The organism is Mycolicibacterium thermoresistibile (assembly GCF_900187065.1).
GTDB classification, from domain to species: Bacteria; Actinomycetota; Actinomycetes; order Mycobacteriales; family Mycobacteriaceae; genus Mycobacterium; species Mycobacterium thermoresistibile.
Genome location: NZ_LT906483.1, coordinates 476,953 through 494,980, shown reverse-complemented (window position 1 = coordinate 494,980; position 18,028 = coordinate 476,953). Strand labels below are relative to the sequence as shown.

General features: G+C 65.5%; 16 protein-coding genes. 6 read left to right on the top strand and 10 right to left on the bottom strand.

The window, feature by feature from the left end:
• Positions 1-61 precede the first annotated feature (61 nt).
• Complete coding sequence (locus CKW28_RS02190; protein WP_040547281.1) at positions 62-712, top strand: TetR/AcrR family transcriptional regulator; 651 nt, start codon at positions 62-64, stop codon at positions 710-712.
• A gap of 49 nt (positions 713-761) precedes the next feature.
• Here CKW28_RS02190 and CKW28_RS02185 read toward each other — a convergent pair whose 3' ends face one another.
• From CKW28_RS02185 to CKW28_RS02150, 8 genes are all read right to left on the bottom strand, one after another.
• On the bottom strand, positions 762-2,225 hold the full coding sequence (locus CKW28_RS02185) for an MCE family protein (protein WP_003926702.1): 1,464 nt from the start codon (positions 2,223-2,225) through the stop codon (positions 762-764).
• A gap of 3 nt (positions 2,226-2,228) precedes the next feature.
• Positions 2,229-3,368 (bottom strand): MCE family protein, encoded by a 1,140-nt coding sequence (locus CKW28_RS02180; protein WP_003926703.1) that lies wholly within the window; start codon positions 3,366-3,368, stop codon positions 2,229-2,231.
• On the bottom strand, positions 3,365-4,669 hold the full coding sequence (locus tag CKW28_RS02175; protein ID WP_003926704.1) for an MCE family protein: 1,305 nt from the start codon (positions 4,667-4,669) through the stop codon (positions 3,365-3,367). The genes CKW28_RS02180 and CKW28_RS02175 overlap by 4 nt, the downstream gene beginning before the upstream one ends.
• Complete coding sequence (locus CKW28_RS02170) at positions 4,666-5,994, bottom strand: MCE family protein (protein WP_040547283.1); 1,329 nt, start codon at positions 5,992-5,994, stop codon at positions 4,666-4,668. Before CKW28_RS02170 ends, CKW28_RS02175 begins: the two co-directional genes overlap by 4 nt.
• Positions 5,991-7,019, bottom strand: a complete 1,029-nt coding sequence (locus CKW28_RS02165; protein ID WP_003926706.1) for an MCE family protein — start codon at positions 7,017-7,019, stop codon at positions 5,991-5,993. Before CKW28_RS02165 ends, CKW28_RS02170 begins: the two co-directional genes overlap by 4 nt.
• A gap of 90 nt (positions 7,020-7,109) precedes the next feature.
• The gene (locus tag CKW28_RS02160; protein WP_040547768.1) at positions 7,110-8,432 is read right to left on the bottom strand and encodes an MCE family protein; all 1,323 of its coding nucleotides are present in this window, start codon (positions 8,430-8,432) and stop codon (positions 7,110-7,112) included.
• A gap of 4 nt (positions 8,433-8,436) precedes the next feature.
• Positions 8,437-9,264 carry an ABC transporter permease gene (locus CKW28_RS02155; protein WP_003926708.1) on the bottom strand — a complete coding sequence of 276 codons (828 nt, stop codon included), beginning with the start codon at positions 9,262-9,264 and terminating at the stop codon, positions 8,437-8,439.
• A 26-nt stretch (positions 9,265-9,290) separates the two neighbouring features.
• Complete coding sequence (locus tag CKW28_RS02150) at positions 9,291-10,001, bottom strand: MlaE family ABC transporter permease (protein WP_040547770.1); 711 nt, start codon at positions 9,999-10,001, stop codon at positions 9,291-9,293.
• Positions 10,002-10,354: 353 nt separating this feature from the next.
• Here CKW28_RS02150 and CKW28_RS02145 point away from each other — a divergent pair, with 353 nt between their 5' ends.
• From CKW28_RS02145 to CKW28_RS02125, 5 genes are all read left to right on the top strand, one after another.
• A complete protein-coding gene (locus CKW28_RS02145) occupies positions 10,355-11,515 on the top strand; it encodes an acyl-CoA dehydrogenase family protein (RefSeq protein WP_095176412.1) in 1,161 nt (386 codons plus the stop codon).
• 17 nt (positions 11,516-11,532) lie between these two features.
• Positions 11,533-12,951: a phosphotransferase gene (locus tag CKW28_RS02140; RefSeq protein WP_003924765.1), complete on the top strand. Its 1,419-nt coding sequence runs from the start codon at positions 11,533-11,535 to the stop codon at positions 12,949-12,951.
• A 62-nt stretch (positions 12,952-13,013) separates the two neighbouring features.
• Positions 13,014-13,715 carry a TetR/AcrR family transcriptional regulator gene (locus CKW28_RS02135; RefSeq protein ID WP_264015254.1) on the top strand — a complete coding sequence of 234 codons (702 nt, stop codon included), beginning with the start codon at positions 13,014-13,016 and terminating at the stop codon, positions 13,713-13,715.
• 63 nt (positions 13,716-13,778) lie between these two features.
• Entirely contained in the window at positions 13,779-14,930 is a 1,152-nt protein-coding gene (locus CKW28_RS02130; RefSeq protein ID WP_003924768.1) for an acetyl-CoA C-acetyltransferase, read from the top strand.
• 2 nt (positions 14,931-14,932) lie between these two features.
• Entirely contained in the window at positions 14,933-16,072 is a 1,140-nt protein-coding gene (locus CKW28_RS02125) for an acyl-CoA dehydrogenase family protein (RefSeq protein WP_003924770.1), read from the top strand.
• Between the two features lie 74 nt (positions 16,073-16,146).
• Here the strand turns inward: CKW28_RS02125 and CKW28_RS02120 are convergent, their stop codons facing one another.
• Together CKW28_RS02120 and CKW28_RS02115 are read right to left on the bottom strand one after the other, a co-directional pair.
• Positions 16,147-17,022, bottom strand: coding sequence for a PaaI family thioesterase (locus tag CKW28_RS02120; RefSeq protein ID WP_003924771.1), 876 nt, complete (start codon positions 17,020-17,022; stop codon positions 16,147-16,149).
• Positions 17,019-18,026: an NAD(P)H-dependent flavin oxidoreductase gene (locus tag CKW28_RS02115; RefSeq protein WP_095176486.1), complete on the bottom strand. Its 1,008-nt coding sequence runs from the start codon at positions 18,024-18,026 to the stop codon at positions 17,019-17,021. The genes CKW28_RS02120 and CKW28_RS02115 overlap by 4 nt, the downstream gene beginning before the upstream one ends.
• Positions 18,027-18,028 lie beyond the last annotated feature (2 nt).

Below are 18,028 nucleotides of genomic sequence, written 5' to 3'. Positions count from 1 at the left end.
GCGGTGCACCATTTTCTGGGGCGTCAATTACGGACGACGCCATGCAACTTAGAATAGAAAAATGGCTAGGCGTAAGGGTAGGGGCTCACTCGACTCCACACAATCGGTGAACGACGAGCAGGAATCAAAGTCAGCGGCCACCCGGGCACGCATCTTGGATGCGGCGGCGCACGTTCTGAGCGTCCGCGGTTACGCAGGGTTGCGACTCACCGACGTCGCCGCCAGAGCCGACATCCAGGCACCGGCCATCTACTACTACTACCCATCCCGCGAGGCGCTGATCGAAGAGGTGATGTGGGTCGGTATCGCCGACACACGCGATCAGGTCGTCGCCGCCCTCGACGCGCTTCCCGACGGGACACCGGCCCTGGACCGGTTGCTCACGGCGGTGGCGACCCATCTGCAGCACGCCCTGGAGATCTCAGACTACGCCACGGCCGCCATCCGCAATGCGGGCCAGGTGCCCCTGGCGATCCGTAAGCGGCAGATCCGCGAGGAGGAACGCTACGGCGAGGTCTGGCGGAGGCTGATCAACGATCTCGCTCGGGAGGGGCAGCTTCGCCCCGAACTGGACCTCTACATCGCACAAATGCTGATCCTCGGTGCGTTGAACTGGGCAGCGGAGTGGTGGGATCCCCGCCGCAGTTCCGTCGAAACGGTTATCGCCAACGCACAGACCATCATCAAGCACGGCATCACGACGGTCGAATAGTCCACTTCGTGGACGTGATGTCGCCCCGAAGTGACACCGGGACGTCGCGTCATCCCCCTGGGGGAAGCATCAGAGACTCCCACGTCTTGACCTCGAAAGCGGACCGCACCAGGTTCGACTGCGTGTAGAGCCGTCCGTCCGGACCGACGTATGTCCCGGTTGCAGGGTCGTACTCGGTCACCGCGATCGATGGCGGCGCCACCGGACCCGAAGTGGACACCTGAGCCGCTCCGGGTCCGCGACGCACCTCCGGGATGTCCTGACCGGACAGAGTGGCGTTAGGATCGCCCTTCCAATTCATCCCGTCGTTGAGCGGGGTGTACTCCTCGTCGCTCTCGCACAACTGCGCGGTCGGCGCCCGCTTTCCGGGTTTGTTGAGACATGGGATATTTCGTGCGCCACGGACTGCGAGCACCGTCGAGTCCTGGGGCACCCGACAGTAGACATCCCCCGGGGGCAGATCGGGCGAGTCCACCAACGCCGGCGAACGCCGTTGCTGGGTGGGGAAATAACCCGTCACACAGGGCGGTGGCAGGTTGACATTCAAATTGAAGTTCAGGTAGGCGCCCTTGTAGTCCTGCTTGGTGTTGAAGTTCGCCACACCGGCCGCTTGCAGGGCGGCGACGCTGGGCGGCAACAGAACCAACAATTGTTCGATTCCGGCGTTGTACGTGACGGCCACCTCACCGACGCTGACCAGGTTGGCCATGAGCACCGGCAGCGTCGGTTTGAGCCGCTCGAAGAGCAGGCGGCCCTGTTCACCGGCCCCCGCTCCGTTGTCGAGAAGGCCACGCACGGCGGGATCGTGGATCTTGAGCTGAGCGGTGAGCGCGGCCAGGTTCCGTGCCCAGCGAGCGATCGAATCCGAGGTGTCCACCTGGGAATCCAGCACCGGCTGGGATTGGTCGATCAGCGCCGTCAGCGAGTCGAGGTTCTTGCGCGCCTCGATCGCCAACGACGCGGAGCCGCTCACCAGCCGGGCCAACTCGGGGCCCAACCCACCCACCGCGTTGTACGACTCATCGACCACGGTCTCAAGGTTTTCTCGTGGAATCGCCTGCAGCCCACGATTGGTCGCGGCGACCAAGGCATTGATATTGGGCGGCACCTTCACGTTCTCCCGCGAGACCACGTCCCCATCCCGCAGCGGCGGTGACTCCCCGTCGCGAGGTAGTAGCGCCACATACTGCTCGCCGACAGCGGACTGACTGTGCACCTCGGCCCGCAGATTCGACGGGATGTCGATTCCGGAGTCGAGCGACAACACCGCCTCCACCCCGGTGTCGGTCAGCCGGACGTCTCTGATTCTCCCGACGGTGGTACCCCGATAAGTGACGTTGCCACCCTCGTACAGTCCGGCGGCCTCCGGCAGTTCGACCGTGACGGTGTAACGTCCGACCCCCAGCGCCAGCGCGGGCAACTTGATCACCCCGACGATCATCACCGAGCCTGCGATGACGGCGACGCCGACAAAGACAGCCAGCTGCAGCAGAATTCGACGAGTGAGGTTCATCGGTTACGGTCCTTGATCGGCCTGATAGGGGACGACAAGCGGATTTCCGGCGGTGTACGGACTCGGCGTCTGACCGATGGTCCGGCCCCACTGCAGTTCCAGCAGGGTGAGGTCGCCCTCCCACCGAGTTCCGGTGAAGAAGCTGCTGTCGAGTCGGCTCAGGGTGAGGTCGATGACGGCGGTGAGATTCGCGTAGTCACCGCGGAACCACTTGTCCACCGTCTCCTTGGCCCACGGGAACACCGCGATGTGGCTCAGCGCCCGAGTCATGTCCGGCCCGGCGTTCGCGGCGGCCTCCAACACCGGCCCGAGATCTCCGAGTTCGGCGACGACGGACTCCTTGCTCGCCGTGACGATCTGGTTTGCGACGGCCCCGAATTTGCCCAATGTGTCCACCGCTTCGACCACATTGTCGCGTTGACCGCTCAACACGGTCAACGCGTCCGGAATCACCTGCAGTGCTTTCTCCACCACCGGGGTCTGAGCGGCCACCTTCCCGGCAAGGGTGTTCAAGCTCTCCGTCGCCGCGACAATCTCGTCGGTCTGAGAATCGAGATTGCCCATGAACGTATCGAGCTCACCGATCAACTCCCGCAGATCGCCCTCCCGGCCGGTGAAGGCGGTGCTCAACGCGGTGGTGATGTCCTGAACCCGACCGATGCCGCCGCCGTTGAGCAACAACGACAGGGCTGCCAGCGTCTGCTCGATACTCGGGTACGCGGAACCCGATTCCAACGGGATCACCGACCCCTCTCGCAATCGGCCCTCCGGCTTGTCCGGAACGCCGAGCTCGATGTGTGTCGAACCGAGCAGGCTGGTCTGGCCGACCTGCACCGTGGCATTGGCGGGCAGATAGACCTCTCCATCGAGCCGGATGGTCAGGACAGCATGCCAGTCCTGCAGATCGATCCCGGTGACGGTGCCCACATTGACGTCGCCGACCCGTACCCGCGAGTTCTGCTGCACCGTGGACACATCCGGCACATGGGCCTGGATCGTGAACGAACCCGGCCCGCCTCCGGCCGTGCCCGGCATCGGAACCGAGTTCAGCCCGCGCCAGGAGCTGCAGCCGGTCACCAGGCTCAACACCGCGACGGCGCCGACGAGCACTCCGATCCGCCGCCCCAACGTCGACTGTCTCATCGGCCGCCTCCGTGGGGAATCATCAGCCCCGGCAAACCCTGGCTCGGATCCGCTGCCCGGACCGCGGGGACGACGGGCTCCTCGGCCGGCAGCGACTGGTCTGCGGGTGCCGGCAGCGACATAGGGCGGTAATCGGGTCGCATCCAATCCTCGCTGTAGGTGATCTCGTTCGGCCGGGCCGCCGCCCCCACGAACGGGTTGAGCCCGAACGGCAGGAAGTTGTACTGCCGGTTCTTCACGATCGGCGCCAGATACTGCACACACAGCTTCGAGGACTCCTCCGCCCCGAGCCGCGACGCCGCCTGGATGGCTCCGCACAGGAACGACACCGGGTCCGCGAAGTTGTTGACCGCCAGCGCACCGGTCAGAGCGGCCTGCGCGGGTTGATAGATGTTGTAGAAGTTCGCCAGCGTATTCGGGGCGATGTGCAGTGCCTGCTTGACCTCCTCGACGCTCTCGTCGAGCGCCGAGGTGATCGAGGCGAGCCTGTTGGTGGTCGTGCCGACGGCCTCGCGGTTGTCGGCGACGAAGTCCGTGACGTCCCGCACCGCGGCGTCGAGATCCGCAAGCGCCTGACCGACCTCGTTGGGACCGTTGGTGAGCAAACCGGTCGCCTGCGCCAGGTTCGCGTTCAGCTGACGCAGTAGATCGGTGCTGTCGTGCAGCGCCGAGACCAACAGCGACACGTTCTTGATCGAGGTGAACAGATCGTCGCTGTGGTCACCCAGGATCGATATCGCCTGGCTCAACTTGATCACAGTCTCCCGGATGTCGGTGCCCTGCCCACGCAGGTTCTCCGCCGAGGTGTTGATGAACTCGCCGAGGGTGCTCACCCCACCCGGTTCGGTGGGTTGCAGCGCATCGGTGAGCTTCTCCAGCTGCTCGCGCAGATCGTCCCACTCCACCGGCACGGCGGTGCGGTCCTCGGGAATGACCTCGCCCGGTTGCAGGGTGGGTCCGCCGGTGTAGGCGGGTGTCAGCTCGATGGAGCGGGCCGTCACCAGCTGCGGGGACAGGATGACCGCGCGAACGTCGGCGGGGACACGGTACTTTTCGCTCACCCAGAACGTGATCTTGGCCCGGTCCGGCTCCGGCTCCACAGTGTCGATCTGCCCGACGGGAACTCCGAGGATGCGGACCTCGTCGCCCGGGTAGACGCCGTTGCTGTTCTCGAAGTAGGCGGTGTACTGCACTCGGTCACTGGCGGCGTACATCCGCACCAGGATGATCATCCCGGCCACCAGCGTGAGCACCAGCACGGCGGCGAGCGCGATGTTTCGATGACGGTTCAGCTGCGTCACGGCACGGCCTCCGGAGGTGGTGGCGGCACCGACGGCGCAGGCGCACCGGGTTCACCGGGGGCCAGCACGAGCGTCGGTTGTGGACTCGGCTGATCGCTCGCCTCGTTCGGCGGAGCTTCTGCCGGCGGACCCGGTGGCGGGCCCCCGGGTGGCGGTGCCGGCAACGGTTCCCGATACGGATAACGCGGATCACCCGGCTTGCCGGTGATGGCATCCGGCAGGGTCAGGTGCGGTTCACCGCCCTGGCCGGTGCGCGGATAGGGAACAGGCAGCGCAGGCGTGGCCGCCTGACCCGTCAGCGGATCGGTCCGTTCGCTCGGCGACAACACGTTCGGATCCAGGCCGAGGTCGGAGAAGGCGGCATCGATGAACGGCTGCAGGAACTGACCGGGCAGCAGGTTGACGATGTATGCCTTGAAGAACGGTCCGGACGCCACCGACTCGCCGAGTTGCATCACGTACTTGTTCAACAGCGGCAAGGTCTCCTGCAGCCGATCGCGACGGTTGTCGACGATGGTCAGGACGCCGTTCAACTTGTCCAGCGCCGGCCGCAGCTCGGCGCGGTTCTCGGCGACCAGCTCGGAGGTCTGGCGGGCGAACAGCGAGATGTGGTGCGAAATCTGATCCAGCGCAACACTCTGCTGCTGCAAGGCGATCAACAGCGCGTTGCTGTGCCGAACCAATTTGACGATCTGTTCGCTGCGCTCGCCGAGCACATCGGAGACCTTCCGGGCGTCAGCCAGCAGTTCCCGCAGATGCCGATTGCGCCGGTCGATGGTCTCGGAGAACGCCGACAACCCCTGCACCGCCTGCTGCACATCCGGTGCGGTACCGGAGAACGTCTCGGCGAGCGTGGCCAGGGAGTCCGACACCCCGATGGTGTCCAGCCCGCTGATGGTGGTCGCCAGATCGCCCAGCGCGTCGGGCAGTTCATACGGCGGCGTGGTCCGGTCGGCGGGAATGGGCCCGCCGAGGACACCGTCGCCGCGGGTGGTGATCTCCAGGTACTTCGCACCGAGCAGGCTCTTGGTCTTGATCGCCGCCTCACTGCGATCGCCGAGCCGCACCTTGCGGTTCACATCGAATTTCACCCGGACCTGGCTGCCTTCGAGTGCCACACTGGTGACCCGGCCCGACCGTAGTCCGGAGACCTGGACCATGGCGCCGGCCCGTAGACCACCGGCCTGCGTGAAGTACGCCGTGTACGACTTGTCGGTCCAGAACATCAACTTGTCGTACTGCAATGCGCCGACGACCAGCATGGCTACGATCAGCACGCCGACGGCGCCGACGGTCACGCGGTTTCGTTCTGCGAAGGGCTTCACTGTGGCGCACACCGCCCGGAATCCTGGCCGGCCAGTTTCACATACACCGGGTTGCCACCCTTTCCGTTCAGTTTCAACACGAGATCGCAGAGGTAGAAGCTGAAGAAGTCTCCGTGAATTCCCTGGCGAGCGATGATTCGGTAGGTGTCCGGGAGTGTGTTGAGGAAGTTGTCCAGGTATTCGTGGTCGCCCACCGCGATACCGGCCGCCCGGTCTGTCTCGTGGACGACCTTCTTCAGCGGCGGACGCGCCTGCACCAGCAGTTCGCCGATGGTGCCGGCCGCACCGTCGATGTGTGCCACTGCGTTGCTGATGTCGGTTCGGCGGTCGTGCAGCCCCTCGATGAGTTGTGACAGCGAATCCACCGACTGATCGAACTTCTCGTGCTCCTCGGCGAACGTTCCCAGCACGGTGTTGAGGTTGGTGATGACCTCGCCGATCAGTTGATCGCGGTCGGCCAGTGTGCGGGTCACCTCGGCGGTGTTGCGCAACAGGAAACTGATCGTGGAGCCCTGCCCCTGGAAGGCCTCGATGAGCTGGTGCGACAACGCATTCACCTGATCGGGGTCCAGCGCCCGGAACAACGGCCGGAAGCCGCCGATCAACGCGTCCAGATCGAGTGCCGGGGCGGTCCGGTCCCGCGGGATCGTCTCACCGGGCTGCAACGGCCGGCTGCCGCGTTCGGGCTCCTCCAGGCTCAAATAGCGGCCACCGATCATGTCCGCCCACCGGATCGCCGCCCGCGTCTTGTCGGTGAGCACCGCCGCGGAATTCGCCGAGAATTCCACATGCACGATTCCGTTGTCGTCGAGGTCGATCGCCTTGACCTTGCCGACTTCCACACCGGCGATCCGGACGAAATCGCCGGTCTCCAAGCCGCTGACGTCGCCGAACTCGGCGCGATAGACCTCCTCGCCGTAGAACCGCAACTCGGCGAAGATCATCAGCAGCCCGAAGGTCCCCATGACGCACACCGCGAGGAACGCGGTCAGCCGCAGGACGGCTCCTCGTAGGTTGTCTTTCAACGCATTTCCTTTGCTTCCAGATCAGCCTGGTGGCGGTAACCGACGCATCGGCCTTCATTCGGCCTGCTCATGGCCCGCCCGGGCGCTGGGTCACGGAGCCGGCGGCCACAGCGGGGTACCATCGGGACCGTAAAGCGGTGCGCCGTGAGGCGGTCCACCTGGATAAGGCGGCTCAGGCCCCGGCGCGGGTCCCCCGGGATGGTAGATCCGCGGCGGTTCCGGCATCGCCTTGGTGACCGGGAAGTAGTTGGCCAGGCCCGGGAAGCCGATACCGGGGTTCGGCCGGATGTCCAGCCCGGTCCCGAAGCCGGTGTCGGTGACCAGGTAGCGGACCGGGAACTTCTTCGTTGCATCCGGCAGCGATCCACAGCTCGGTTTCCCACCGGGGCCGCCCTTGGCCGCGATGCGGGGCAGATGTTGCGGATAGCGGTACGGATCGTCACCGAGCAGCAATCCGGCGTCGACGATCAGCGACTTGCCGTTGGCCCCGCCCATCGAGTCGTACGCCATGTTGTTGAGCAAGAACACCGAGCCCTGGAGCAGGCACGTGTAGGTCGGATGGTATTTCTCCAGCACATCCGTCGTCGGCTGAAGGGCGCGGATCGCCCGCACTATGTTGTCGGAGTTGGGTGCGAGCAGGTCAACGCCGCTCTGGCCGAACCCGACCGCACTGAGCAGCACGTCCTCCAAGTCACCCGTCCGTTCGGTGATCGTGGTACCGGTGGTCGCCGCCGCATCCAGAACATCCAGGATGTCGTCGGCGGCCGCGGCGTACGCGTCGCCGAATCCCTCGAGGGACCGGAAGTTCTCCCGCACCGTGTCCATTCGCGGGTTCATCGCCACCAGCACCTCCTTGGCGCTGGTGGTGGCCTCCCCGATCCGGGCGCCCTGCCCCTGTAGTCCGTCGGCCAGCGCCGACAGCGTCGCATTGAGTTTGGACACGTCGATCTGGTCGAGCACCCCGACCAGATTCTGGAAGACGGTGTTCACCTCGGTGCTGACGTTGCGGGAGGTGAGGACATCGCCGGGCGAGAGGCGCTGCGGCGACGGATCATCCGGGACGATCAGGTTGACGAACTTGGCACCGAACGCGGTCGTCGCCTCGATCTCGGCCTCGACGTTGGCCGGGATGAACCGCAGTTTCGCCGGCTCGATGTCGAGCTGGAGCTTGACCGGTTCACTGCCGCCGGTGATCTGGGCGACACGGCCGACCTCCACGCCGCGAAGCTTGACCTTCGCGCCGCGTTCCATCACCAGCCCGGAGCGTTCCGATGTCAAGAGCACCGGGGCGTAGGACTTGTGGGCCCCCACGAACAGGACCGAGCACACCACCACCAGGCAGACAATCGAGGCGATCAGCAACAACGCATACCCGATCGACCGCCGCCGGCTACTTCCCGCTGCTGAACTCATCGACTCACCCGGAGAGGTTGAAGTTGCCCGACTGGCCGTAGATGGCCAATGACACGAATACGGTCACGAACACCGTCGCGATCAGCGACGTCCGTACCGCACGACCGACCGACTCGCCGACCCCAGCCGGTCCGCCCGAAGCGTTGTACCCGTAGTAGGTGTGCACGATCATGATCACGATCGCCATCACGACCGCCTGGAAGAACGACCAGATGACGTCCGTCGGCCGCAGGAATGTGTTGAAGTAGTGGTCGTATACGCCCGTGGACTGTCCATAGACGAAGGTCGTCCCGAATCGCGCTGCCAGGAACGACATCAGGATGGCGACACAATACAACGGGATCACCACGATCACGCCGGCGATGAGCCGCGTCGACGCCAGATACGTCAGTGACCTGATACCCATCACCTCCAGCGCGTCGATCTCCTCGTTGATCCGCATTGCGCCGAGTTGCGCAGTGGCTCCTGCCCCGATCGTCGCTGCCAGCGCGATCCCCGCGGTGATCGGTGCGATCAAACGGACGTTGAAGTACGCGGAGGCGAAACCGGTGAGCGCCTCCACTCCGATATCGGCGAACTGGTTGTAGCCCTGGACGGCCACCAGCGCGCCCGTGGACAGCGTGAGGAAGGCCACGATCACGATCGTGCCGCCGATAACCGCCAACGCGCCCACGCCCAGACTCATCTGGGCGATGAGGCGGACCACCTCAACCTTGTAGTGAACGAAAGCCTCGCCGATCGAACCGAACGTGCGGCCGTAGAACTGCGCCTGATCTCCCAGCCGGGCAAGCGAATCCAGTACCTTGTCGGCGGTGCGCCGGATACGCGGCATGGGCCAGCGGGAGACTCTGCTGCTCGTCATAACGTCGCCTTCACCCCAACCGCAGTTGCCACGATATTGATCAGGAACAGCGCGAGGAACGAGTACACGACGGTCTCGTTGACCGCGTTCCCGACCCCCGCGGGCCCGCCCTTCACGGTCGTACCCTTGAAGCAGGCGATCAGCCCTGCCGCGAATCCGAACAGGGCCGCCTTGACCAGACAGATGGCCACGTCCGCGAATCCGGTGATCAAAGTCAAACCGGCGACGAACGCACCCGGAGTCACGTTCTGGACAAACACCGAGAATGCGAATCCACCTGCCAAACCGACCAATACAACCAACGAGGACAAGGCGGTGGCGACAATCGTCGCGGCCAGCACGCGGGGCACCACGAGCGCCTGGATGGGATCGATCCCCATCACCTTCAGCGCGTCGAGCTCATCACGAATCGTCCGGGCTCCCAGATCGGCACACATCGCGGTGGCACCCGCGCCAGCCACAACCAGCACCGTGACGACCGGGCCGATCTGGGTCACCGTACCGAACGCGGCACCGGTTCCGGAGAAGTCCGCGGCGCCGAATTCCACCAGCAGGATGTTGAAGGTGAACACCAGCAGCACGGTGAACGGGATGGACAGCATCAATGTCGGCATGATCGAGACCCGGGCGACGAACCACGCCTGCTGGATCAACTCTCGCCACGCGAACGGACGGCGAGGCATTGCGATCAGGATGTCGACCGCCATGGCCACGAAATCGCCCACGGCCCCCACCGGCTTGGCGAGAGTACTACGCAACGTCAAGGTCCATCCCCCTGCATGGTCTTCATGGCCTTTGAACCTCCGCTGTCTGTGACGCGTTCAACGTCACCACCCGCGCTGTGATTCGGATCGAAATTAGACTAGAAAATGTCTGGCGGCAAGCGGCTTCAATCGACCTGGGCAGTCGGGCGACGCCATGAACGGCGGACGGCGTGAGCCGGTTCGACCTGAGGCGGCCCCGACGGGCGGCGGGCGCAGAGAAGTATCGATCCCTACACGCACACCCTCAATGTAGCGCACATTTTAATCTAAACTAATATTTTGGTTAGGCTCAGTTCGTGAATGTCGTCCTCAACGATGAAGAGACCATGCTGGTCGAGACGGTGCGGGCGTTCATCGACCGCGACGTCAAGCCCACCGTGCGCGAGGTCGAACACGCCAACGAATATCCGCAGGCGTGGATCGAGCAGATGAAACGCATCGGCATCTACGGGCTGGCGATCCCGGAGTCCTACGGCGGCTCACCGGTGTCGATGCCGTGTTACGTCGAGGTGACCCAGGAGCTGTCGCGCGGCTGGATGAGCCTGGCCGGGGCGATGGGCGGGCACACCGTGGTGGCCAAACTGTTGACGCTGTTCGGCACCGAGGAACAGAAACAGCGCTACCTGCCGGCGATGGCCACCGGCGAGATCCGCGCGACCATGGCGCTCACCGAGCCCGGCGGCGGATCGGATCTGCAGAACATGACCACCACCGCGCTGCCCGGCCCCGGCGGCGGCCTGGTGATCAACGGCGCCAAGACCTGGATCAGCAACGCCCGGCGCTCCGGGCTGATCGCGTTGTTGTGCAAGACCGATCCCGACGCCACCCCGCGGCACCGGGGCATCTCGGTGGTGCTGGTGGAACAGGGCACCACCGGGCTGTCGGTGTCACGCGATCTGCCCAAACTCGGCTACAAGGGGGTGGAGTCCTGCGAGCTGGTCTTCGACGACTGCCGGGTGCCGGCCTCGGCGATCCTCGGCGGTGAGCCCGGCAAGGGCTTCACGCAGATGATGAAGGGCCTGGAGACCGGGCGCATCCAGGTCGCCGCCCGCGCGCTGGGAGTGGCCACCGCCGCCCTGGAGGACGCCCTGGCCTACGCCCAGCAGCGGGAGAGCTTCGGCCAACCGATCTGGAAGCATCAGGCCATCGGCCACTACCTGGCCGACATGGCCACCAAACTCACCGCCGCCCGCCAGCTCACCCGCTACGCCGCCGAACGCTACGACAGCGGCCAGCGCTGCGACATGGAGGCCGGCATGGCCAAACTGTTCGCCTCCGAGGTCGCCATGGAGATCGCGCTCAACGCCGTGCGCATCCACGGCGGCTACGGCTACTCCACCGAATTCGACGTGGAACGCTACTTCCGCGACGCCCCGCTGATGATCGTCGGCGAAGGCACCAACGAGATCCAGCGCAACGTCATCGTCAGCCAACTCGTGGCCCGCAATACTGTTTAGAGAGAACTGGAATCGAGATGCCCGTGTCAGCAGAGATCACCGTCGACCAAGACTGGGGGACACTCCCCGAGCCGTGGCCGAGCCTGTTCGAGTGGGTGGAACGCACCGCCGGTGCGCGTCTGGTGGGCTGGCGCCGCCAGGCCCGCTGGCGGCCCGCCTGGTATCTCACCGTCGATGATCCGAACCAGCCCGAGTTGTACGTCCGGTGCCAGCGCGAGGAATCCATGCCGTGGACTCGAACGCTGTCGCTGCGCCGAGAGTACGAGATCATGCGGGTGCTGCATGAACACGGTGCGGTGGTGCCGAAACCGCTGGGTTTCTGCGAGCATCCCGAAGCGATTCTGATGGAGTCGGTGCGGGGTCGCGACCGTTTCGACGACACCGACGACGCCGCCACCCGCGACATCGTCATCACCGGCTACATGGACGCGCTGGCACATGCCCACCGCATCGACCCAGCCGCGTTCGAAGCCATCGGACTGCACCGGCCGACGACGGCCCGCGAGATCGGTTACATGGGATTCGAACTCTCCGAGAAGTGGTACCGCAGCATCAAACCCGGACCCGATCCGACGATCGAGTTCATCATCGGATGGCTGCACCGCAACGTGCCCACCCATCGCGACACCGTTTCCTGGATCCACTTCGACGCCGGGCAGTTCCTGCACCACGACAGACGGGTCACGGCGCTGATGGATGTCGAGTTCTCATGTCTGGGCGATCCGCTGGCGGATCTCGGCGCGATGCGCATGCGCGACACCGCACAACCCATCGGAGATCTGACCACCGCTTACGCCCATTACGCGAAGATCACCGGAACACCCGTCGACCGCCGGGTGGTGAACTTCCACGCCGTCCGCTTCGCGCTGCTGACCGCGATGCTGTCCGCGGGGACCCGGGCCGATCCGCCAGCCGAATTCGATCTGGCCCAGTGGCAGGCCTGGTCGCTGATGTCGCTGATGATCTGCCTGACCATCATCAGCGAGGAGAGCGGTTACCAGCTGGACGTCCCACCCCCGTTGAGCTACCCGGCGATCCGCCACGATCCCGGATTCCGCAGCGCGGCGCGGGTGCTCGATTCGGTGCTCACCGAACTGGACCCCGACGACTATCTGGCCTTCCGGCTCCGGATCGTGCGCGATCTGCTGCCGGGGCTGCACCGGGCGGCCCGAGCGGGCGACCACGCCGAGGAACTCGACCGTGCGGAGGAGGCTCGACTGCTCGGCGAGCAGGCGGCATCGTGGCAGGAGGCCGAGGACCGGTTGGAGCGGTACGTCACCGGCGAACACCACGACGAGGCCGAGATCGTCCGACTGCTGGCCCGGCGGCTGTGCCGGCAGATCGACATCACCGCACCCGGGATGCGCGATGTCCGTGGTTTCCGGGTGCAACCGATCGACTGGTCACGGATTCCCGGAGGGGACGGCGATCAATGACGCAACCGGGAACACGACGCGTACAAGCTACATGGTTAAAGGCTCTAACATAGGATCGAATGGTGGCCAGGCGACCGGCAAGATCAGTGGCTGGAACAGCTACTGGGGACCCGACGAAATCGCAACGTACCCGGGCCCGCATCCTGGATGCAACGGCCCGGGTTCTGAGCGAGAAAGGCTACGCCGGAACAAGACTCACGGATGTCGCTGAGTACGCGGAACTACAGGCTCCGGCGATCTACTACTACTTCGCATCTCGCGACGAACTCATCGAAGAAGTGATGTTCTCCGGTATCAGCGAGATGCGACGACATCTCCAGGAGGAACTGGATCGCCTTCCCGACGGCATGTCACCCATGGACCGCATCATCGCAGCGGTCGAGATACACCTCCGCCACGAACTGGAACTCTCCGATTACGCGACCGCGTCGATCCGCAACTCCGGACAGATCCCCGATCATCTGCGTAGCCGGCAGAAGAAGGAGTCCACCGCTTATAACCGAATCTGGCGAAAGCTGCTGGCAGATGCCCGGGCAGAGGGGCAGTTGCGGGATGATCTCGACGACCAGATCGCCCAGGCGCTCGTACTCGGCGCCCTGAACTGGGCGGCTGAGTGGTGGGATCCGCGTCGGATATCCCTGGATGCCATCGTGGCCAATGCGCAGGTGGTCGTCCGTAACGGCCTGTCTCCCCGCTCCGGGTCGAACTCCCCCAGGTCGCGCGGCAAGGCCACGCGCCGCACGCCGGGTTCTGCTTCCCGCTAGACGGCGGATTCGGTCACCGCCAGCCGGACGGCGCGCTTTTGATTTTATGTTAAATTAATGGCCATGACCGAAGCCTATATCGTTGATGCTGTCCGAACCCCCGTCGGGAAACGCAACGGCGGACTCTCCGGTGCCCACCCGGCCGACATGGCCGCCCACGTGATCAAGACCCTGGTGGGCCGCCACGACTTCGATCCCGCCGCGATCGACGACGTCATCTTCGGGTGTCTGGACAACATCGGCTCCCAGGCCGGCGACATCGCCCGCACCGCAGCACTGGCGGCCGGGTTGCCGGAATCCGTGCCCGGCGTGACCATCGACCGGCAGTGCGGCTCTGCGCAGCAGGCCGTCCACTTCGCCGCGCAGGGTGTGATGAGCGGCACGGTCGACCTGATTGTCGCCGGCGGCGTCCAGAAGATGAGCCAGTTCCCCATCCTGAGCGCGTTCGCGGCCGGCGAACCCTACGGCGCCACCGATCCATGGACCGGATGCGAGGGCTGGCAGGCGCGTTACGGCGACCAGGAGATCTCCCAGTTCCGCGGCGCCGAGATGATCGCCGAGCACTGGAAGCTGTCCCGCGAGGACAACGAGAAGTTCGCGCTGGAGAGCCACCGGCGCGCCGTGGCGGCCATCGAAGCCGGCTACTTCGACAAGGAGATCACGCCGTACGCCGACGCGACCGTCGACGAGGGACCGCGCCCGGACACCTCCCTGGAGAAGATGGCGAGCCTGCCCACGCTGATCGAGGGCGGTGTGCTCACCGCCGCGGTGGCCAGCCAGATCTCGGACGGCGCCGCCGCCCTGCTGGTGGCGTCGAAGGATGCGGTCGACCGGTTCAATCTCACCCCGCGGGCCCGTATCCATCACATGTCGGTCCGCGGCGCCGACCCGGTGATGATGCTCACCGCACCGATTCCGGCCACCCAGCACGCCCTCAAGCGCGCCGGTATGTCGATCGACGACATCGATGCGGTCGAGATCAACGAGGCGTTCGCACCGGTGGTGCTGGCCTGGCTGGCCGAACTCGGCGCCGACCCGGCCCGGGTCAATCCGAACGGAGGCGCCATCGCGCTGGGTCATCCGATCGGCTGCACCGGAGCCCGGCTGATGACCTCACTGCTGCACCATCTCGAGCGCACCGGCGGCCGGTACGGTCTGCAGACCATGTGTGAGGGCGGTGGTCAGGCCAACGTCACCATAATCGAGAGATTGTAGGGATGCGCCGCTCGCTCTACACCGCCGACCACGATGCCTACCGCGAGACGGTCCGTGAATTCCTCGCCCGGGAAGTGGTTCCGTTCCAGGAAGAGTGGGACCGTAACCGGTGGATCGATCGTGACGTCTTCGCACGGGCCGCCAAGGCGGGCATCTACGCACTGCAGATCGATGAGAAGTACGGCGGCGCCGGCGAGCCTGACTACCGCTACCGCATGGTGGTGTGTGAGGAGATCGCCCGGATCACCGCGTTGTCGTTCGGTCTCACGGTGAGTCTGCAGGACGATCTGGTCCTGCATTACCTGCTCGATCTGACCACAGAGGAACAGAAGCAGCGGTGGCTGCCCGGTTTCGCATCCGGCGAACTCATCGGTGCGCTCGCGATGACCGAACCTGACGCAGGCAGCGATCTGCGCGGGATCCGCACCACCGCACACCGGGACGGTGACCGCTGGATCCTCAACGGCCAGAAGACGTTCATCTCGAGCGGCATCATGGCCGATGTGGTGGTCGTGGCGGCACGGACCGGTGAACGGCACAGTCTGTTCGTGGTGGAACGCGACACCCCGGGGTTCGAACGGGGACGCAAGCTCGACAAGATCGGCCTGCCGGCACAGGACACCGCCGAGTTGTTCTTCCGCGATGCGGTCGTGCCGGCCGAGAACCTGCTCGGTGAGGAGGGCCGCGGGCTGGCGTACCTGATGAGTCACCTGCCCCGTGAGCGACTCGGTGTCACCGCGAAGGCGATGGCCACGACCCGGGCCATCTTCGACATGACGGTCGAGTACTGCCGACAGCGGAAGGCGTTCGGCGCTCCGCTGATCGACAAGCAGCACGTTCGATTCGAACTCGCCGACATGGCCACCGAGATCGACGTCGCACAGGCGTACACCGATCAATCGGTGCTGGCCTACAACGCCGGAGAACTGACGCCTGTCGACGCAGCCAAGGGCAAGTGGTTCGTCAGCGAGTTGCAGAAACGGGTGATCGACCGTTGTCTGCAGTTGCACGGCGGCTACGGCTACATGACCGAATACCCCGTCGCCCGGGCGTATCTCGACACCCGGGTGCAGACGATCTACGGCGGCACGACTGAGATCATGAAGGAGATCATCGGCCGTGAACTCGCCGCCGGGCGATAACCGACCGAAAGGGCCGGGCCCTGATCTCCAGGCTGAGATCGGGGCCCGGTCCGTCTCATCCGCCGACCCGCCGGCTACCGGCCGCCACCGGGGCCGAGTTCCTCCACCCGTCGAGCGGTCACCGTCGAGAGCGTGCAGAGTTGTCCATCGTCGGTCCGGCCGTTCACCTCGGCCACCGCGAACCGGCCGCCGACGTGGATCACCCGCGCGCTCACCGTCACTCCCGCACCGGGCATTCCGGAGCGGAGATACACGGTGCGCAACGCCGCGGTGCGCAATGCCGGATTCCGTTCCGCGATGGCGCGCGATCCGGCGATCTCCGACATGCACGCCCAGATTCCGCCGTGCAGGATGTCGAAGTCGTTCACCCAACCGGTCACATCGTCGAGGCGGAATTCGATGTCATGGACGCCGGGTTCGGTCTCCATCAGCCCCAGGTGTTCGACGATCGAATCCGCGGACCGGTCGGTGCCCGGCCGCACGGCCGCCGTCGCCTGCGGGCTCGTCTGCTGGGCCCTGACGTACACACAGCGGGTGGTCGCCAACGCCACCGTCGAGTCCGACGCATCGGTGACGGCGCCGCGCACCAGCATGTTGCCCTGCTCCATCCGGGTGGGGGTCGCCCAGGCGTGTAACGCTTCACCGGGCTGGACCGGCCGCACGAAGTCGATCGCGAGTTCGGTGGTCACCGACCAGGTACCGGCCGGACGGCGTAGGTACGGCACCTCACCGAGGGTGTGATCGGCCAGCAGGCCCAGCACCCCGGCCTGGACCTGGCCGCGTCCGTCGGTCGCCCAGTCGCCGAGTTGCATGTCGGTGTGGCTTTCCGACCCGCGGGGGTTGCACGAGTGCAGGCCGAACCGCGCCTCCACCGACGTCGGCCTGCCGACCAGGCATGCCGAGTCGGTGTCGGCGGGGAGGTCGACGCGGGTTTCCGAGGAGGCTGTCATCGATCCGCGGTGACCGTCTCGTCGACCGAGGGCTCGACGCATTCGGCCAGCCGGCCGGCGATCAGATCCTCGGCCTCGGACACCATCCGCGACACCAACTCGCCGACGGTGGGGATGTCGTTGATCAGGCCCATCGACGTGCCGACCCACCAGATACCGGCGTCGAGGTCACCCGTCTCGTAGACCTTGGCGCCGCGGGTCCCGGCCACCAGATCCTTGACGTCCTCGAACTTGCCGCCGCGGTTGAGGATCTCCACCACCTCACGCGACACCGCGTTGCTGGCCACCCGCGCGGTGTTGCGCAGCGGCCGGAAGATCAGCTCGGTGTCCAGCTCGGTGCCGGCCACGATCGCTTCCTTGACCTTCTGGTGGATCGGCGATTCCACGGTGCACATGAACCGCGAACCCATGTTGATACCGTCGGCGCCCAGCGCCAGCGCGGCGACCAGACCACGGGCGTCGGCGAACCCGCCGGACGCGATCATCGGGATGGTGATCTTGTCCGCGGCCGCCGGGATCAGCACCAGACCGGGGATGTCGTCCTCACCGGGATGCCCGGCGCATTCGAACCCGTCGATGCTGATGCCGTCCACACCCAGGCTCTGCGCCTTGACCGCATGCCGCACCGAGGTGCACTTGTGCAGCACCTTGACGCCGTTCTCGTGGAACATCGGCAGATGCGGCGCCGGGTTGGAACCGGCCGTCTCGACGATCTTGATGCCGGACTCGACAATGACCTGACGGTACTCGTCATACGGCGGCGGGTTGATCGTCGGCAGGATCGTCAGGTTCACCCCGAACGGCTTGTCGGTCATCTCCCGCGTCCGGGCGATCTCCTTGGCCAGCGCCTCCGGGGTGGGCTGGGTCAGCGCCGTCAGGAAACCCAACGCACCGGCATTGGCCACCGCGGCGACCAACTCCGCGCGACCGACCCACTGCATGCCACCCTGCACGATCGGATGCTCAACCCCGAACGCCTCGGTGAACTTCGTCTTCAACGCCATCT

Bases quoted from the DNA above. Each gene is read 5' to 3' on its own strand.
- CKW28_RS02190 (WP_040547281.1), top strand. From the start codon at position 62: ATGGCTAGGCGTAAGGGTAGGGGCTCACTCGACTCCACACAATCGGTG.
- CKW28_RS02185 (WP_003926702.1), bottom strand. From the start codon at position 2,225: ATGAACCTCACTCGTCGAATTCTGCTGCAGCTGGCTGTCTTTGTCGGC.
- CKW28_RS02180 (WP_003926703.1), bottom strand. From the start codon at position 3,368: ATGAGACAGTCGACGTTGGGGCGGCGGATCGGAGTGCTCGTCGGCGCC.
- CKW28_RS02160 (WP_040547768.1), bottom strand. From the start codon at position 8,432: ATGAGTTCAGCAGCGGGAAGTAGCCGGCGGCGGTCGATCGGGTATGCG.
- CKW28_RS02155 (WP_003926708.1), bottom strand. From the start codon at position 9,264: ATGCCGCGTATCCGGCGCACCGCCGACAAGGTACTGGATTCGCTTGCC.
- CKW28_RS02150 (WP_040547770.1), bottom strand. From the start codon at position 10,001: ATGGCGGTCGACATCCTGATCGCAATGCCTCGCCGTCCGTTCGCGTGG.
- CKW28_RS02140 (WP_003924765.1), top strand. From the start codon at position 11,533: ATGCCCGTGTCAGCAGAGATCACCGTCGACCAAGACTGGGGGACACTC.
- CKW28_RS02130 (WP_003924768.1), top strand. From the start codon at position 13,779: ATGACCGAAGCCTATATCGTTGATGCTGTCCGAACCCCCGTCGGGAAA.
- CKW28_RS02125 (WP_003924770.1), top strand. From the start codon at position 14,933: ATGCGCCGCTCGCTCTACACCGCCGACCACGATGCCTACCGCGAGACG.
- CKW28_RS02120 (WP_003924771.1), bottom strand. From the start codon at position 17,022: ATGACAGCCTCCTCGGAAACCCGCGTCGACCTCCCCGCCGACACCGAC.
- CKW28_RS02115 (WP_095176486.1), bottom strand. From the start codon at position 18,026: ATGGCGTTGAAGACGAAGTTCACCGAGGCGTTCGGGGTTGAGCATCCG.